The organism is Novosphingobium sp. fls2-241-R2A-195 (assembly GCF_030209485.1).
GTDB lineage: Bacteria > Pseudomonadota > Alphaproteobacteria > Sphingomonadales > Sphingomonadaceae > Novosphingobium > Novosphingobium resinovorum.
The window spans coordinates 24,674-41,969 of the sequence record NZ_JARVRY010000024.1 but is presented as its reverse complement, the minus strand read 5'-3'; the positions used below and the strand labels follow the sequence as shown (position 1 = coordinate 41,969).

The 17,296-nt window shown below is 61.4% G+C and carries 15 protein-coding genes; 6 read left to right on the top strand and 9 right to left on the bottom strand.

Annotation, left to right across the window (positions count from 1 at the left end; all coding sequences use genetic code 11):
- Window positions 1-337 precede the first annotated feature (337 nt).
- The gene (locus QRN25_RS18010) at window positions 338-1,129 is read left to right on the top strand and encodes a MerR family transcriptional regulator (protein ID WP_271181540.1); all 792 of its coding nucleotides are present in this window, start codon (window positions 338-340) and stop codon (window positions 1,127-1,129) included.
- A 7-nt stretch (window positions 1,130-1,136) separates the two neighbouring features.
- Here QRN25_RS18010 and QRN25_RS18005 read toward each other — a convergent pair whose 3' ends face one another.
- From QRN25_RS18005 to QRN25_RS17985, 5 genes are read right to left on the bottom strand one after another with little or no spacing between them, the layout of a single operon-like run.
- Window positions 1,137-2,144: a DUF7064 domain-containing protein gene (locus tag QRN25_RS18005; protein WP_285020575.1), complete on the bottom strand. Its 1,008-nt coding sequence runs from the start codon at window positions 2,142-2,144 to the stop codon at window positions 1,137-1,139.
- Between the two features lie 42 nt (window positions 2,145-2,186).
- Entirely contained in the window at window positions 2,187-2,696 is a 510-nt protein-coding gene (locus QRN25_RS18000) for a hypothetical protein (RefSeq protein WP_285020573.1), read from the bottom strand.
- Window positions 2,693-3,940, bottom strand: a complete 1,248-nt coding sequence (locus tag QRN25_RS17995; RefSeq protein WP_285020571.1) for a phosphotransferase family protein — start codon at window positions 3,938-3,940, stop codon at window positions 2,693-2,695. Before QRN25_RS17995 ends, QRN25_RS18000 begins: the two co-directional genes overlap by 4 nt.
- Window positions 3,937-4,908 (bottom strand): DUF7064 domain-containing protein, encoded by a 972-nt coding sequence (locus QRN25_RS17990; protein WP_271181544.1) that lies wholly within the window; start codon window positions 4,906-4,908, stop codon window positions 3,937-3,939. The genes QRN25_RS17995 and QRN25_RS17990 overlap by 4 nt, the downstream gene beginning before the upstream one ends.
- Before the next feature lie 20 nt (window positions 4,909-4,928).
- On the bottom strand, window positions 4,929-7,256 hold the full coding sequence (locus tag QRN25_RS17985) for a TonB-dependent receptor (RefSeq protein WP_285020569.1): 2,328 nt from the start codon (window positions 7,254-7,256) through the stop codon (window positions 4,929-4,931).
- A gap of 374 nt (window positions 7,257-7,630) precedes the next feature.
- Here QRN25_RS17985 and QRN25_RS17980 point away from each other — a divergent pair, with 374 nt between their 5' ends.
- Both QRN25_RS17980 and QRN25_RS26450 read left to right on the top strand, forming a co-directional pair.
- On the top strand, window positions 7,631-8,887 hold the full coding sequence (locus tag QRN25_RS17980; protein WP_285020567.1) for a TetR family transcriptional regulator: 1,257 nt from the start codon (window positions 7,631-7,633) through the stop codon (window positions 8,885-8,887).
- Between the two features lie 804 nt (window positions 8,888-9,691).
- Window positions 9,692-9,988, top strand: coding sequence for a hypothetical protein (locus QRN25_RS26450; protein ID WP_285020565.1), 297 nt, complete (start codon window positions 9,692-9,694; stop codon window positions 9,986-9,988).
- Between the two features lie 187 nt (window positions 9,989-10,175).
- On the opposite strand, the gene QRN25_RS17970 is transcribed toward QRN25_RS26450, so the two are convergent.
- Window positions 10,176-10,451: an HU family DNA-binding protein gene (locus tag QRN25_RS17970; protein ID WP_271181550.1), complete on the bottom strand. Its 276-nt coding sequence runs from the start codon at window positions 10,449-10,451 to the stop codon at window positions 10,176-10,178.
- A gap of 288 nt (window positions 10,452-10,739) precedes the next feature.
- A complete protein-coding gene (locus QRN25_RS17965; RefSeq protein ID WP_285020563.1) occupies window positions 10,740-11,033 on the bottom strand; it encodes a hypothetical protein in 294 nt (97 codons plus the stop codon).
- Window positions 11,034-11,162: 129 nt separating this feature from the next.
- Between QRN25_RS17965 and QRN25_RS17960 the strand changes: the two genes are divergently transcribed.
- Window positions 11,163-12,452, top strand: a complete 1,290-nt coding sequence (locus QRN25_RS17960; RefSeq protein ID WP_285020763.1) for a glycoside hydrolase family 27 protein — start codon at window positions 11,163-11,165, stop codon at window positions 12,450-12,452.
- 250 nt (window positions 12,453-12,702) lie between these two features.
- On the opposite strand, the gene QRN25_RS17955 is transcribed toward QRN25_RS17960, so the two are convergent.
- Window positions 12,703-14,391: a chloride channel protein gene (locus QRN25_RS17955; protein WP_285020562.1), complete on the bottom strand. Its 1,689-nt coding sequence runs from the start codon at window positions 14,389-14,391 to the stop codon at window positions 12,703-12,705.
- A gap of 162 nt (window positions 14,392-14,553) precedes the next feature.
- On the opposite strand from QRN25_RS17955, the gene QRN25_RS17950 reads away from it, so the two are divergent.
- Entirely contained in the window at window positions 14,554-14,964 is a 411-nt protein-coding gene (locus QRN25_RS17950) for a MarR family winged helix-turn-helix transcriptional regulator (RefSeq protein WP_285020560.1), read from the top strand.
- Between the two features lie 551 nt (window positions 14,965-15,515).
- Here QRN25_RS17950 and QRN25_RS17945 read toward each other — a convergent pair.
- The gene (locus tag QRN25_RS17945) at window positions 15,516-15,887 is read right to left on the bottom strand and encodes a hypothetical protein (RefSeq protein ID WP_285020558.1); all 372 of its coding nucleotides are present in this window, start codon (window positions 15,885-15,887) and stop codon (window positions 15,516-15,518) included.
- Between the two features lie 587 nt (window positions 15,888-16,474).
- Here QRN25_RS17945 and QRN25_RS17940 point away from each other — a divergent pair.
- On the top strand, window positions 16,475-17,215 hold the full coding sequence (locus QRN25_RS17940; RefSeq protein ID WP_285020556.1) for a Crp/Fnr family transcriptional regulator: 741 nt from the start codon (window positions 16,475-16,477) through the stop codon (window positions 17,213-17,215).
- Window positions 17,216-17,296: the final 81 nt, after the last annotated feature.

Sequence of the window (17,296 nt, the reverse complement as noted above, 5' to 3'; positions counted from 1 at the left end):
CCGATTTCCAGTTCAAGAGGGTTTGGCGCGGAGGCGGGGAGAGAGCTCGCCCCCGCGCCGGGACCGTCAGCCGCCCCGGAGGACGGCGACCGCTTTCGTATCGGTGCGGTTCAACACACTTGATGCGCCGCGTCGGCCACACCCGCCGGGCATGGTTTCGCAATGCATCTGAGAGCATTTCCACTTCGGTCTTTTCAGATGGATGCTGCCTTGCATCTTCGTCTCCCAAGCCATCGCTTTGCACGATCGGCTTCAAGTGCTACGTACTTCGTATACGCAGTTTGTAATCTGATTTACTTCCCGTGACAAGCGGCAAAATCAAAACTAGGAAAATGCGATGAAGATGGGGGAATTGGAGCACCTTACGGGGGTAAACCGGGAGACGATCAGGGTGCTGATCCGCAAGGGTTTGGTACCCCCGCCCGACAAGCCGAAGGCAACCGTGGCGCATTACAGCGACGAGCATGTGCGGGCGATTCGGGCGGTGCGTAATCTGCAGCGCGAACATCAGGTAACGCTGGACGAAATCGGAGCGATGCTGCGCGGCGACAAGCTCGACAAGCGGTTGGAGGCGCCTGCATTCCACCATCTCGAAAATCTGGTGGCCGCACGCTTCGGCGAGGACGACCGCACGATTGCGCTGGAAACATTACAGCAGGGAAATGCACACGCGGAACGCGACGCACGTGGCCTCGCGGCACTTGGCGCCGTCGAACTCATCGAGACGGAAGAAGGAACCGCCGTCAGCTACACCGACGCGAACCTGATCGGCATCTGGGCACGCATGCGCGAAGCAGGCTTCGAGGAATCGGCCAACTTCTTTCCGGAAGTGCTGGATCACTACACCAAGTCGGCCGACTATCTCGCCTTCGCCGAAGCCACCCGCTTCATCACCCGCACCGAAGGCCTGATCCGCGAAGAACGGGCAGCCGATATGCTGAGAACCGGCCTCCCCCTCATGCTCGACTTCTTCGGGGTGCTGAGGATGAAGTATTTCATGCGCTACCTGACCGCTGAAAGTGAAGGTCGGCTCCACGAGATCGTACCGCCGCGCCTGGACCGCGCAGGCGCCGCCGATGCCGCGCCCAGACAAGAAGGACGCAGCAATCGGAAGCCTCCCTCGAAGTGAGGCGCTATTACCCCGACACGGGGCGCGCATTGGCAAGACGCGACAGCTTCTTGGAAAGCGTCGTGACGCCGATGACGTCGGTCACGTTGCTGAACCCTACCCGGTCGCCCATCGTCCAGCGATAGAGGGTCTGATACGAGATGAAGGCGGCATAGGCGTTGTGCCAGGGCGCGGCGGCGACGGCGGCGCCCACCATCTCCCACTTGCGGCCCTTGGCGTCGGTGATCCGCACCACGCGGTGCATGCCGAGCAGCGACAAGCTTTCCGCATCAACCTCTGCCGCCACGATGGCGCAGCTTTCACCATCGACCAGGGCATAACCGAAGCGGAACGTGGTGTAGACGGTCTGTCCATCGACGATGTCCAGCGTCATGATGAGATGGAACGCGAGGTCGGTCCCGAACGTCATGTGCATCCACGAGACGGGCGCCGAGTTCCACTCCGCGCGCGGCCCCCAGCTGCGATCGAGGCCGTCCACGCAATCGACCGCGAAGCGATGGCCGTGCACTTCCAGTTCGCCGGTGATGTGGCCGACGAGGTCGTAATGCCCCTTCGACCAGGAATCGCCCGCGCCGCTCGCAGCCTCGGTGTCACCGCCGAAATGCTCCAGCATCGGGTTCTGGTTCGGGTCCAGCGGATCGAACGGGTCCATCAACCCCTTGAACCGCAAGTCGAAGCGGCACAGGCCGTCGGTGCCTTCGTACCGATAGTGATAGTCACGGGCATTGTTGCTGCCGGTGACCGCGAGGCCCGTGGACAGGCGGAAGTCCGACAACTTTTCCGGGCACTGGACGTGCATCTGCGCATCGGAATAGTCGGCCGCGCCGGCATGGGCCACGATGCCCTGGTGGATGTAGACGGACGACAGGCACACGCCCGCGTTCGGCCGCCCAAGGAAGTAGGCATTTCCGCTGATCCCGGCTTCGGGCACGGAGAAGATGAGGAACATCGTCTCCGCATAGTTATGCTCGGTCGAGCCGTGATGGTGAAAGTCGAGGTCTGCCTTGGTGATCATGATCCGGCCTTGCCTGGTTGGGGGAAGTGTAAAACGGGCGCGTTACCAGGCGGGTGCCGGCAACGCCTCGGGGGTCAGCTCGAAGCCGAAGGGCAAGGCCCATAGCCGCGCCTGCGCCAGCATTGCCTCGCTGCCATCGAGGATGGCGGTGGTCAGGTCCCGTTCGCAGGGAGAGCCATGCGTGGTCGCCACCAGCGCCGCCAGCTGTTCGCGCAAGTGACGGCTGGCCGCCTCGCAATCCGCCGCGTCGCGGACGCAGAGCGCAAGCACCTCTTCGCCCACCGAGATTCCGGCGGCCAGCGCCTCGCTCTCGGCCGGCAGGCTGGGCTGCACGATCGCTCTGGCCCGCTCCGCCAGCGCAAGGCAGGACGACAGTTCGAGCCGCGCGAAGCGGGTCGCTTCGGGAATGCGGTCAGCTACGAAGCCCAGCGTGGCGATCGTCAGCTGCAGTTGCTCGACCACGTGCTTGTCCGCACCGGCGAGCGCGGGCGCTATGACGTCGCTGAGCGCGCGGATCGCGATGCGGACCTGCGTTTCGAAAGACTGGTTCATCGTGTGACCTCCAGAAACCGCTCGCGCAGGTCGGCGATGGCCGTGTGCCCCATCTGCGACACGAAGTTCACGAGCACGTCCTGATGCGTCCCCGCCTGCAGCGAAGCGCGCGCCGAGGCGGCGAGCGTCAGGACACAGACGAGATAGCGGTTGAATATCTCGAAGTAGCGGATTCGCACCGGATCGACCGGGAGCCCCGAGGCCGCCTCGTATGCGGCGTAGAAATCGTCCTTCGACATCATCCCTGACGCCAGCACGCTTCCGCCGTCCTCCGAAAGATGCTGGAAGGTGGGCAGCGTGGCGTAGGTGAGGTCCTGATGGCGGTCACCGATGACCGCGCCTTCCCAGTCGAGCCAGGCGGTGATTGCGCCGGACGCCTCGTCGAACAGGAAGTTGCCGCTGCGATAGTCGCCGTGGACGATCGACGGACGGTCCACCGACGGCGCGTGGGCGATGAGCCACTGGTAGACGACTTCGAGGAAAGGCTCCTCCTCGATCCGGTCCTCTTCCCAGATCCGGCGATAGGCGTTCACCTGCCGGATTACGGATGCGTTTGAGCCCGCCTGTGCCTGCATGAACGAGACCATCGCGGTGCACTTGCCGGGGTCTACGGTGTGCAACCGTGCTAGCAGGGAAACGAAATGCGGCGCGAGTTTCGCGCGCAGCTCGGGGCCGTAGTTCTGCCCAAGGCCCGACACCTTCTCCACGCCGACGCTGGGCTTCGCGGCACCCTGTGCGAAGGCATAGACCATTCCCGGGTAAGGCAGATAGCGCGCCTCGGGGTCCACCCAGTACGGGCGCGGCGCCGGGATCACGCCTTGGACCGCGTTCAGCACCTCGAATTCGCGTCGGCGGCTGGATTCGGTGACCGAGGCGGCGGGCTCCATGCGCAGCACCAGCGTCTCAACGCTTTCGGGAGCCTGCCCGTCCAGCCCGCGCCACGCAAGGTCGAAGACCATCTGCAGCTTCGATGCTCCACCCGACAGCCAGCGGGCGTTTGAGACTTGCGCCTCGTAGCCAAGCTCCTCGCCGATCATCGCCGTAACGCCAGCGACCAGCCGTTCGATCGGAACCGCCTTGTACGGATCGCCGCGACGGCGGCGCATCTTGCGGGTCAGGACCGCATCGATCTCGGGCTCGGTGGGGTAGCGATCGCGGATGCGGGCGATCATCACGTCATCGGGATGGCGCCGCTGCGCCTCGGTGAAGGACAGCACCGGCTGGGACATCACCGCCGCCGTCATTGCGCGAACTCGTCGGCCATGCCCTCGGACAGGAAGTTCAGCCCGCTGAAGTCGGCGATGTGACTGTAGCCGACGCCATGGTCGCTCTCCCAGCGCATGAGCGTCTGGTAGGCTGCGCTCGACGGGTTGAAGTTGTACCAGGGCGCCGCCGCCACGGTCGATCCGCGCGCGGTATAGACATTGCCGCGGTCGTCCTCGAACCGCACGTCGGCCCGGGTCACCAGCATATCGGAACGCTTGGCGGTCATGCTCGCGGACACGATCGGGCGCCGTTCGCCGTCGATCGCCAGGAAGCCGTACTTGAAGGGCCCGTAGCGCAGTTCCTTGTTCTCGAACCCGAGCCCGAAGACGAGGAACGCGCCCGTCTCGCCGTCGAGGTCGACATGGACCCAGCTGGCCGCCTTGTTGCCCCAGTCGCGGCGCGGGCCCCAGCTCTTGTCCATGCCGTCGACGCAGCGGATGGCATAGCGCCGGCCGCGCAGCAGCAGCGATCCTTCGATGCGCCCCTTGCTTTCCATGTGCCCGTTGTTCCAGCCGTCGTAGCCATCGACCTGGCCGCCTCCCAGCGCCGGGACTTGTGCTGGATCATGCGGATCGAACGGATCGCAGATCGCCCGGAACGACAGGTCCACCTCGCAGGCGCCGTCCAGCGACTTGTAGGTGAAGCGGCTGTCCCGTTCGTCGAACGCCTTGAACGACAAGCCGTTTTCCAGCGTGAAGTCGGAAAAGTCCTCCGGGCAGGGCAAGTGCATCTGGCTGTCGTTGTGATGTATCTGCCAGGGATGGAAACACATCCCCTTGTGTATCTCGATCGAGCTGTGACAGATGCCCAGGTTCGGCCGCGCCAGCACGTAGAGGTTGCCGCTGACGCCTGCTTCGGGGACCGAGAAGATTACGAAGATCGTCTCGGTCCAGTGCGGATCGGCCGGATCGCGGGGGTGGAACTTGAAATCGTCGGCAGTAATCATGGCTCTGCTTTCTACGAAATTCAGAAACGATAGCGGGCTTCGAGCATGAAGGTGCGGGGCTCACCGGGAACCACGAAGTTGAGGCCGAACAGGCTCGCGAAGCCGATGCCGCCGCTGTAGTAGGTCTTTTTGAAGGCGTTCTTCACCAGCACCGACAGCGACAGGCCGTCTTCCTTCTGCTCCAGCCCGACCCGGAAGTTGGCGAGCGCGTAGCCCGGGATCTGGGTGTTCGGATTGAGCGACTTGCCGGTAGAACTATAGTAATTGGAAGTCTGCGCGTAGACATCGCCATGAAGGACAGCGTTGAACCGCTCGCTCACCGGGATCGTGATGTCCGAATAGAACACGCCCGACCATTTGGGCGTATCCGGATAGGTATCGTAGACGGCGGTGCCAGTGCTGGTCCCGTCAGTGCCGATCACCGACACCACGTTATCCGTGAAACGCGCGTGGGTGTAGTTAACGTTGCCGCCGATCACGAGCCAGTCGGCAGGCCGAATATTACCGTCGAGTTCGAAGCCCCTGATCTTGGCCTTGGGCACGTTCACGGTGATACCGGCCAGCCCGCCATAGATCGAGGTGTAGAAGGCGCGCTGCACGTTCTTCACCCACATGTTGTAGAGCGCCAGATTGAGATTGACCGGCATCGTTCCGGCATAGCCATGGAACTTCGCGCCCAGTTCGACATCGGTGGCGATCTCGGGGCGGTACTCGCCGCCAGATTCATCCGCGAAGCCCGGCGTCGGCGGTGCGTGGAAGTTGAACCCGCCGCTGCGGAAACTGCGCCGCGACGAGGCGTAGAGCAGCAGGTCCGGCGTCACCTGGTTCTGGATGCCGGCGGTCCAGCTCAGCTTGTTGAAGGTGTCGCGCTGCGGATCGATGAAGCGTCCGTCGGCATAGAATGGCGCGAATTCGGGATGGGTCGCGGCGGAGAACAGGTCGTCGGCGTCGCGAACGAAGCTGACCTTTTCCGATGTGTAACGGATGCCGCCCGTCACCTTGAAACCGGCAAGTCCCGTGTCGAACGTACCCTGCGCGTAGCCTGCGATGGCCTTGCTCGTGGTCGTCCCCGCATTGATCTGGGGCGGCAGGCCAAGCTCGTTCAGGATGTAGCTGGTGTTGCGCGTGTGATCGGTGATCTTGGCGGCATAGACGCCGGTGACATACTCGAGCCGCCCGTCGATCGCCTTGCCCACCAACTGCAGTTCGTCCGATATCTGCTCGATCGTGCCCCGGCTGCCCTGAGCGCCCGTCTGCGCATTGCCGCGTCCGTCGATGCCATAGGAGGTCCCATCGAGGTCACCCGCGTCGAGGAAGCCGACATGGACATAACCGAACACGTTCTTGAGCGTGACATTGTCCGCGATCTCGAACGACGTGATGTTCGACACCACCCATTTCGAAATGCGGTGATCCCCCAGCGAGTCGACGTCGACCACGAAAGGACCGCGTTCACGCTGCGCCTGCGCGAAATCGGCGAGCCCCGGGAACAGCACATTCGTCGGCACGAAAGGATAGCCCGGCGCATTCGCGCTCGTCGGCACGACGTAGGACACCGAACCGGAAATGTTGGTGCCCTTGTCATGGTAGTATTCCGCGACAAGATCATTGGTGAAATCGGGCGACGGCTTGAGCGTAAGACTGAACCTGACGCCTTCCCGCTCGATCTTGCCGAGCTTGCTGCCGTCGTAGAGATTGAGCTGATACCCGTCCCGCGACCGGTAGACCCCCGCCACCCGCACGAGCACCTGGTCCTCCACGATCGCGCCGCCCACCGCGCCTTCGAGCTGGAAGTCGTTGAACCGGCCGTAACGGACCGATCCGTAGCCGGACAGTTCGTCGGTAGGCTTGCGCGTGGTGAACAGCACCGCGCCGCCGGTCGCATTGCGGCCGAACAGGGTGCCCTGCGGCCCCTTGAGCACCTGCACCGACTGCAGATCGTAGAAGGCCGTCTGTCCCACGCCGCCCACCTGCACCTCGTTCACGTAAGGCAGGACTGCGGGCAGCGAGCTGGTGAAGGTATCGACCGTCTGCCCGCGCAGGGAATAGTTCAGCTGGTTATCGTTCTGCTGCGCTTTGACCGTCAACCCGGGCGCCGCCATCTGGAGGTCGCGCTCGGACACGATCGCCTGTCTGGCAAGGGCGTCCCCGGTGACGACGGACACGGCTACGGGCGTACGCTGCAGGCTCTCCGAGCGGCGCTGGGCGGTGACGATGATTTCGGTCGATGCGGCAGTCGCGGATGCGCTTTGCGGCGTTGAAACCGGTGCTTCCTGGGCAGCGGCATGGCTCGATACGGCAAGCAGCGCCACGCCGGCGCTGGACGACAGAAACTTCTGCAAGGCCATTTGGTGTCCCCTCCGACATCATTCCTTTCCGGCTTTGTCGCCGGATGAAGGCTCTCCTCGTCCGCGCGATTGATTTTTTGGCCCTAAGGCAGTGCGCGAACTCCGACTCAACTTACCACAAGGTAACTGGTTTACAAGTAGGTCATTCGTTATATTTTTCGGACAATCCTGACGCAGAGCCTGCCTATATAACGTGTTGGAATTAGATCAGTCGTTATATTACAATCGAATCTCGACCGTGCCCACAGCTTTGAACCAGCCTGATCTGGCATCGGGAGGGACGTGACGCATAAAGAGAGGAGTGCACATGCCAAGCATGTGCAAAACGGATCGAACGGCAGAAATCGCCAGTTCACGTGAGCGAGATACGATCGATGTTAGACGACAATGCCTCACAGAATGAACCGTCAGCCGCCATCGCGGACCAGCTGGTGATGCACACGATAGCGATGATCGCGCATCAGGGATTGGACAAGTTGTCGCTGCGTACCATCGCCGCGCGATCAGGCTGTTCCACCGCCTACATCTTTCAGAAATTCGGCAACAGTGAGGGCCTTATGCTCGCCGCCCTCGATCGGGCCATCGCCATCGAGGAGGCGAGCCATGCAGACCTGCTGGAACAACTTTCTCCGCTTCCCGTCGGGCAAACGACGCTCGGGGATTTCCTCTGCTATTACGTTGAGACCAGGGCTACAGCGGATGTGCCCCGCTTCATGCTATCCTGGGTGACGACAACCGCGCCTGCCCACATTGCAAGCCTTTTGGGCACATGGCACGCCATGCGCCGGGACTTCTGGAAGGCAGCGAGCCTGCAATGCGGACTTCAGCCCGATATGCCCGCGATCCTGGCCGACTACGCACTCATGGAAGAAAGCTACGCGACCGCACTTCAGGGAAGCTTGCGTTACGACCTGCTTCTGAAAGAAACTATACGCGCCCTATTGGGAATTAGCCCGTCCGCCAACAAGCGCGAGGAAGTCAGCATTGCCGACACGCTCAATGTCGTCCCTCCGCCTTTGGGGCCGGGCACGCCCGATGCCAACGGCTCCATTCGTGACCGCCTGCTGTTTCACGCCCGGGAGGAAATACTCCAAAATGGAATCGGCGCGGTCAACCAAAGGTCGACGGCACGCAACGCAGGAGCGTCGAATTCCGCGATTGCCTACTACTTCGGCTCGATGGATGCCTTCGTGGACGAAGCGATCTGGCGCGCCATGCTATCCGATATACCTCCGGAACTCGACCCCAACAGGACCATCGAAGGACGCCGTCTCTCGGTGCAGCAGTGGCTGACAGCCCTGAACCGGCACCTGCAGGGCGCGGATGACGGCGAACCCGCAGGGTTCTATTGCACCTATGCACGGCTGACAGTTCAAACCTGCCTGCTCGCGCGCTCGCGCCCTTCCCTCAAACCGCTGGTGGTGTTCCTGCGCGAACTTGACGGCTGGGGCACTTATCGAACCAGTCGTATCCTCGAAGCGACCTTCAAGCCCATCGGCCGGGACCAGGCATCCGCCTTCGCCATCTGGATCAAAGGCTCGGCCGTAATCAACACTGCAGTAAATCTAAAAACTCGCATCAGTGTTAGCAACCTTAATTCAGGAGCTTCCTGGATATTCGGGAACCAATAATCGTAAATATCATACATACATACATACATAGTAGGAGTAAGATAAATATACTTAAGAAATATTTTGCGCTGTATCGCTGACGCGCGATCAAGACCGCTCGGCACCACCGGACCTATGATGGACGTGGTCCAAACTACGATTATGGTCGATCAGCAAGTTCAGCCATCTGCCGATCATCTGAACCGCAGATTACGCCCAGCCAGCGACGCGCCCCGGAAAATGGAGCCTTTCGAACAGAAGCTTACGGTCCTCGGTCCACAGCTTCACGCCGAACCGTGCCCGCGGGGTCACAGTTTAGTAGTTCTGCCGGTAGCGAATGGGGATGCGATCGGGGCAAGGACGAAGACCGGTCATCAGGCCTTCGACTGCGCGCAGTAGACAGGCTCGGCATATCCGTGATCCCAGGCCATGTGCGCGGAAGGTCGATACCCTGGGCTTTCGCATTGCAATCCTGTGGGACGGTCGCGACACTTCCTCTATCGGTTCGACAGTTCCGCGCTCGGCATTCTTGAGCCCGAGCTCGCGGTTTACAAACCGCCACTGAATTCGGTCGCCAGCGGAGAGGTAGCGCATCTCTTCCCTGAACACGTTGGATCCGCGCAGCCCGGCATACGACCTGAACCCGGTACTTTGCATCCCCGACGATGAAGCCAGCCGGAGATAGTATGGCAAGCCTGGTTTCTTCCGCAGCGACAGGGCCTGCCCTTCTTCTTTGGCGATGTCCGCGATCGTGATCCGGGGCGCCTTCTTCGACGTTAAGCCGTCCAGGCCGATGCCGCTGTCACCTCCGGTGCGATCGCGATCTTGCCGCTCAAAAGATCGGCTATTGCATATCTTTTCAGCCTAATTCTATTTGAAATCCGGCACGCTTCTTTACATGAACGCGCCGTTATCGACCGTCAGTACACGCCCGGTGATCGCCTTGCTCATATCGCTGACAAGGAAGAGAATGGCGTTCGCCTGATCCGTCGGCTACGCCGCAAGCAGTTCGGTATTGGTGTAGCTGTCGGGGTACTTGAGCATCACATCCCCGCTGGCAAGATCGCGGTGTTTCCAAGCGCAGCGTCCGAGGCGATTCCGGTGAACTTTCGCAGCCATTGACGTAATCGACACGCAGCGGGGCCTACGAACCATCTGGCCGGAGCGGCGTATGCAGGTCGTCCAGATCAGCCTAGCTGGCCCAATGCAATCCATACGATCATATTCGCTCGGCCTCGGAAGCTCGACGGAGATATTGTGGCCGGGGGGCGGCGCTGGGAATCCACATACGCCGCCCACCGGTATCGCATCAGCCGTTGAGCTTGTCCTTGACCGCCTTGGCGGCCGTGAAGGTCAGCTTCTTCGAAGCCTTGATGGTCATTGCTTCGCCGGTAGCAGGATTGCGACCTTCCCGCTCGGGGCTGTCCTTGACCTTGAACTTGCCGAAGCCGTTGAGCGAGACTTCCTCGCCCTTGGCGGCCGCAGTGCCAATTGCGTCAAAGACGGCGTCTACAATCTTGCGGGCGTCGGTCTTGGCAATACCGTGATCGTTGGCAATTGCGTCGGCGAGATCGCTGTTGTTCATGAGAAGTTCGTCCTGTCGATGTCTGTGTTCCGCCGGCCACGCTGATTTACGGGCTGTGCGGTCTTCCACCATGGAACAACTGAAACCTCGTTCAAAGCCGTGCAGTTGCATCAAACGCTCCTCCAGGCCGTTTTGTCCACAGCGCGTGGATATGTGCCACCCCTCCGGGCCGAACAGCCGTACGGATCATGCAACAAGCGCCGCGGCGGCGCGGGGCGAGTTGCCGCTCTCAAGTCGTCCGTCAGCAGGCTTCCCGGCCGAACTCGCGATCTTCTGGTTCGAGGGATATCAAGGGCCGGAAAGCCCATCGCTCGGGACACGATATTGCCTGACCAGCGACACCGCGGAACTGAACGATGACGAGGGCATACGTTTGGTCGGCAGGGCCGATGAGGCGATTACGCCTTCGGAATAACATATCAGGCCGTTAAACGTCGAAAGCATCTTGATCGAGCCTACGGTGGTGGTCGATGCCGAATGTCGGCCCGTGCCCACCCCCGCGAAATCGAGTTCGTCGATGAACTGCCCAAGACGCCCCGAGGGACCCGTCGGTCGGCCCCATGGCCGTTCGGGTTTAGTCATGTTGACAGGTTCCCTGTTGAAGTTCCATTACTCCGACAAATTTTCGCAGCGAGGCCGGGGAGGATATTAAAGGTGGACCTATCTCGTCGGGCGGCGCTTTTTTCCGCCGCCGCTGGCCCCTTGGCCGGAATGGCGCACAAAGGTGTCGCAGCGGCTGTCAACGTAAAGCCGGGCACGCTGGCATCGCGCCCGCCCATGGGCTGGAATAGCTGGAACAGTTTCGCCGGCACGATAACAGAGGCGCAAGCTCTCGAAACGGCAGCGATCATGCGGGATACGTTGCTGCCGTTCGGCTACGACGTATTCACCGTGGATATCCAGTGGTACGAGCCAGACGCGAAGAGCTACACGTACAACGCAGCACCCGTCCCCGCGCTGGATGGCTATGGCCGCCTGATTCCGGCCCCCAATCGTTTCCCCTCTGCAAACAGCGGCAAGGGCTTCGCTCCGCTGGCGGCGAAAGTTCATGCGATGGGAATGAAGTTCGGCATCCATGTGATGCGGGGTATCGCGCGGGCCGCGGTGAAGCAGAATCTTCCGGTGATGGGGACGCACCTGCGGGCACAGGACATCGCGGATACCTCAAGCATCTGCTCATGGAATCCGGACATGTATGGCGTCGATATGAGCAAGCCGGGCGCTCAGGAATACTATGACGGCCTCTTCCGACTCTACGCCTCCTGGGGCGTCGATTTCGTGAAGATGGATGACATGAGCCGCCCTTACGACGCGCACGCGCCAGAGATCGAGGCCGTCGCCGAGGCCATCGCCCGCTGCGGAAGGCCGATCACGCTGAGCCTGTCGCCTGGTGAAACGCCGGTCCTGCACCATGACCATGTCCGTCGCCATGCGCAGATGTGGCGCATTTCCGACGACTTCTGGGACGAATGGCCACAACTCGAAGCGCAGTTCACCCGGCTGGAAAACTGGACGCCGTATCGAGGCCCCGGGTCATGGCCCGACCCGGACATGCTCCCTCTTGGCCGACTTGCATTGGGAGAGCGCGAGACTCGCTTCACGCCGCACGAACAGCGAACGCTGATGAGCCTGTGGTCGATCACCCGCTCACCCCTCATCATGGGCGGCGACTTGCGTCACCTTGACGGTGCCACTCTGGCCTTGCTGACCAACCCCGAAGTTCTGGCCGTGAATCAGGCCAGTCGGGATAATCGGCCACATTTTCTGTTTGACGGAATCCGCGTCTGGTCGGCGACCAGCGAGCATAGCGGCGCCCGCTATCTAGGGGTGTTCAACCTCGACAAGGGCACGCGGGACCTGACGATTCCCTTGTCCGCACTGAACGCAGGCCAGACTGTATCGGTCCGCGATATATGGGCTCGACAAGATCTTGGAATCAAAACGCGCAACATCGCCTTGCAGCTGGAATCCCATGAAAGCGCTCTTTACCGGTTGACCTAGACCCGTCTTGCATGACCCGTCCGGCGATCACGCCGGACGGGCATCGCAGACTTTAAGCAGCCTCTCGGCCACCAATTCCGGCGGCTCGCAACCAGCTTTAGGACCTGTCCTTCCGATTATATGGCCGTAGTCAGACTGGCTCAGCCGTTCGGCTTAGTTCGGACGACGCCCTTCGCAGTGTAGGCCGATATCGCAGATCAACTGCGTAACCGAGCCAAGGCACAAAGTACCACGATATCAAAAGCTCAGGTCATGTTCGTGCCCGCATCGTCTCGAGGCTGTGAAGCACGTTGCGGACCTTCAGCAGGTCGTGTCTGGTCAGGATGCCGACAACCCGCTGAGTCTCAGTGGCGACGATCGGAATGCGACCGATGCCCGTCGCGACCATGAGATCCGCGATCCGGCTGAGCGGGTCATGCGGGCTGCCGCAGGGCTGCGACGCGTCGGACAGTGCGTCGGCGAGCGTGGCATCCGCCGGAACGCTATCGACCTGCCAGCGCAGCGCATCCGCGCGCGAAACGAGACCGGTGAGCGTGCCGTCTTCGGCCACAACCGGGTAGCTGCGATGGCGCGCATCGGTTCTGAAAAAGACGACCGCATCGGCGAGGGTCATGCTGCCGGCCAGCACCTCCGGCTCAGATGTCATGAACTGCGCGGCCTGGAGAAAGTCGAATTGGTCGACGGTGTATTCCTGCAGGATATGCCGGCCGCGCCGGGCAATTTTCTCGGTCAGTATCGAGCGGCGCATAACCAGCACGCTGATGGCGTAAGCTCCTGCCGACGCTGCCAGCGTCAGCGGAAGCATATCGAAATCACCGGTCAACTCTACCGCGAACAGCGCCGCCGTCAATGGCGCGCGCATGGCGCCGCTCAGGATTCCGGCCATTCCGGCGAGCGCCCACAGGCCGCCCCCGCCGGGCAGGTACTGGCCCAGAACGAAGCCAAGCGCGCCGCCCAGCAACAGCAGCGGCGCGAGCACGCCGCCCGAAGTGCCTGAGCCCAGTGCGATAAGCCATACCACCGCCTTGACCACCAGCAGCGCCAACACCACCCGCATGGCGAGCGAACCGTCCAGAAGACCCCGGATGCTCTCGTAGCCGGCACCCAGGACATGGGCGTCGATCAGGCCGCCCAGCCCCACTGCCAGCCCGCCGAGAGCCGGCCACCACATCCAGTGGAGGGGCAACCGGGCAAACATGTCCTCGATCCTGTAGAGCGCGCCTGAGAGCAGCGATGCCTGCGTCCCGGCCAGAACGCCCACCGCTACTGCCAGGCCGATATGCCCGGCGGCGAGGGCGATCGCATGGTGGACGGGAAACAGTGGCCCGGCCTCTATCAGGAGCGGCCGCCAGAGCCACGAAACGAGCACGGCGATGACGACGGGCACGAAGCTGCGCGGCTTCCATTCGAAGAGAAGCACCTCGATGGCCAGAAGGATCGCCGCCATCGGTGTGCCGAAGATCGCCGTCATGCCCGCTGCCGCGCCCGCAACGAGCAGGGTCTTGCGCTCGGCGGCGCTGAAATGGAACGCCTGAGCGAACAGCGATCCGATGGCGCCGCCGGTCATGATGATCGGTCCTTCAGCACCAAAGGGACCGCCGCTTCCGATCGAGATCGCTGAAGACAGCGGCTTTAGCAAGGCAACCTTAGGCGATAGGCGGCTCTCACCGTAGAGGATCGCCTCGATCGCTTCAGGTATGCCGTGGCCGCGAATCTTGTCCGACCCGTAGCGTGCCATTAGCCCCACGATCAGGCTTCCAATCACCGGCACGGCGATCAGCCACAGACCCAGCACGTTGTCTATGATCTGCACGGGCGCGCCGGAAAGGCGTCCGAACCAGAACAGATTGGTTGTGATCGCGATCGCCTTGAGCAGCACCCATGCCCCGATCGCACCCCCACTGCCGACGACCAGCGCCGCCGCCGCGAGCAGCAGCATGCGCCGATCCGCGCTGTGATCGGCAAGAGGGCGACGGGAGGGGAATGAGGTCGCGGGAATCATGATTGTGCTCGGCTCGCTGACAGGGTGGCTCGCGCAATATATCGCAACACGATATATATCAACGGTTGACAGAGAGGGCGCGAAGCCGGGACTGAGCTTATGGCCAGCAAACTGACAGACGCGGATTATCTCGCGCTCGCCGATTTCCGCTATTCACTGCGGCAGTTCCTGGCGTTTAGCGAAGGCGAGGCGGCTCAATGCGGGCTGACCCCACAGCAGCACCAGGCGCTGTTGGTGATCCGCGCGGCACTGCCGGGGACGGCCACGATCGGCCATGTCGCCGAGCGTCTTATCCTGAAGCCGCACAGTGCCACAGGACTGGTGAACCGGATGGAGGGTCTGGGACTCGTTCGGCGCGAGCCTTCGCCTCGCGACAAGCGGCAGGCTGTTCTGTCCCTGACCCCAGGTGCCCTGCAGATACTTGAAACGCTGAGTGCAACTCACCGCGAAGAGATCAGGCGCTTACTGCCCGTTGTAACCCGGCTGCTAGAGTCGCTCGAAGTTGCGTGAAGATTTACCTGCGGCTGCGGAATACCACAGCATGACTGGCCCGACTTCCCGCAAGGTGCGTCGGGCATGTGCCTTCACCAGTCGTCAGTCCATTCCCGGAAGCTACTCGTGCCGGCCAGCGGTAGTAAGGGTTGTGCGGGAATCGAACCGTCCGGCTATTCCGCTGCGTGCCCGGGTGGAAAAGCACGCTCATTAAGCACCGCTATGCAAAAGTAGCTGAGTGGGGCGATATCATACGATCACCACATAACGGGAGGTTGCTCGGCCTGCTGCGCTGCGAGGGAGGGCAATGCCACCCGCAACCTGCTGCAAAAAGGTCGGCGGAGCGTTCAAACTCCGCCGACAATATGATGGGTGGTCAAGCACAGACACACCCTTCGGGTCGCTTCATTGAACGTGGACCATTCGGTTCATCGCGCGTTTCTTGGCCTGCGTCATGCCAATAGGCGTGGAGATGAGGGTGAGAGCATCCGGATGCGGCAAGCGCAGAGCGTTGGTACTACACTTTTACCGATCCCCAGGAAAACCCCCAATCCAGCGCCCTAGCCCCCTCAGAACGCAGCCTCGGGCAGTGCGGCTTCCGAACTCCGGACCTTCGCAAGCGAGGAAGTGAGGTTCGACCACGTGTCCAGATAGAGCCGACCCCAATCCGCGAAATCGGCTGCCTGCGTACGTGCCGAGGCTATGGCCAGTTGCGCGAATGCGCCGATGCGGTCTTCGCCGGCACAACCCGAAAGTTCCTCGATTGCAGAGCGTACCCGGTCGCGCCCGGCAGTCGCCTGTGCTGCAAAAAGATTCTGCGCCGCTTGTGCGTGCGCTGCGAGCACCGTTTGGTTGGCTTCAACGGTCACGCTCAGACGCTCTGGAACTGCGAATGCCTTGCGAAACTGCAGGCCGAAAAAGTCGGAATATACGTTAGTCATCGACGCTCCTAATCTTGTAAAGAATCCGGGATGCTGCGCTCGCAGTCCGTTTTCGCTTTTCATGGGACGTGAAGGCGATCTGCATTGAGCCTTCAATCGGCCTCGCCATCGACGAGAGACCAGAATTTCCTTTGCCACGCGGCCATTTCGCAAGTCTCGAGCGGTTTACGTGAAAGAGCCCTGCTTTCCGACCACGAGCGATGCGCGGCACGTGGAATTCGGATGCCAGCGTTTCGCGCATGAATACCGTAAGCCATGAAGTACCCCCCAATACTTTTGAGAATCTGCGGTTTTATTGTCGGCGACTTTGCCCAAATCCGGACGAGTCCGAACAGGGCGCCTTCGCCCCTCCGTCAGAAACTTCGAATACCTGAAAATACGCTGATTCGGATACGAAAATCACGGTACGGTATCGCACCAAGTAAAGACTGTGAGCGATTAGCACCACTTGCCTGGTCAGGCTTGGCGACAAGAGGCGCATCCGCCTTGGCGTGCTATTTCATCATGGAACACCGCGCCAGGTGAACCGTTCTATACTATAGACAAAGGGAGTCGTTGTTCCGGTTTCAAACAGGAGGAGGGGGTCAATGAAAGCCGATAAGAGCTTTGGCAAAACGACCAATTGGCTGCTTCGCGGCCTTGGGTTTAATGAGCGGCAACTCGTCTGGCCATTGCTGTCTCGCCGACCTTTGGCAATCAGGACGTATCTCGAACGCACGGGCGTATGGCCTAGCGCCATCTGCTTTATCGAATCCGGCGTGGTCTCAAGCCTCGAAACCGGCGATCTTCGTGAACCAATCGAGGTTGGTGTCGTTGGACGCGAGGGTATGATCGGGCTCAGCGTGATCGCAAACCTAATACCGCAGCGAGATAGCCTTGTTCAGGTCGGGGGCGAGGGTCTGTTTGCGGATGTCGGTGCATTCCAAGAATGCGTCAGATCCAGCATAAGCCTGCGTGCATACCTTTTTCGCTACATTCAGGCTCAGACGGTACAGATCAGCCTGGCAGCTAGCGCAGCCGCGCGCGCCACTATCCAGCAGCGTCTCGCCCGCAAGCTGTTGATGTATCACGATCGGACAGGCATCGACACACTCCCGCTGACGCACGAGACGATCTCGCTCATGCTCGGCGTCCGGCGGGCCAGTGTGACTCACGCTATCCATAACCTTGAGGCCACCGGTCATGTCCATGCCCAGCGCGGTCTTATAACAATTCGCGATCGGCAAGGTCTTGAGGAGTACTGTGGCCGCTTCTACGGAGTGGCAGAAGCTCGCTATGCCGTAATTATGGGAGATCCGCCTAGGGCCGCATCGCTGCACAGCGTGTGAAGGCTCGGCCGTTCTTCGAAGAACGGGCGGTTGTCTGCCCGCAGTGACGGGAGCCTTTGAGGATGAAGGCGGCGCCGCCGC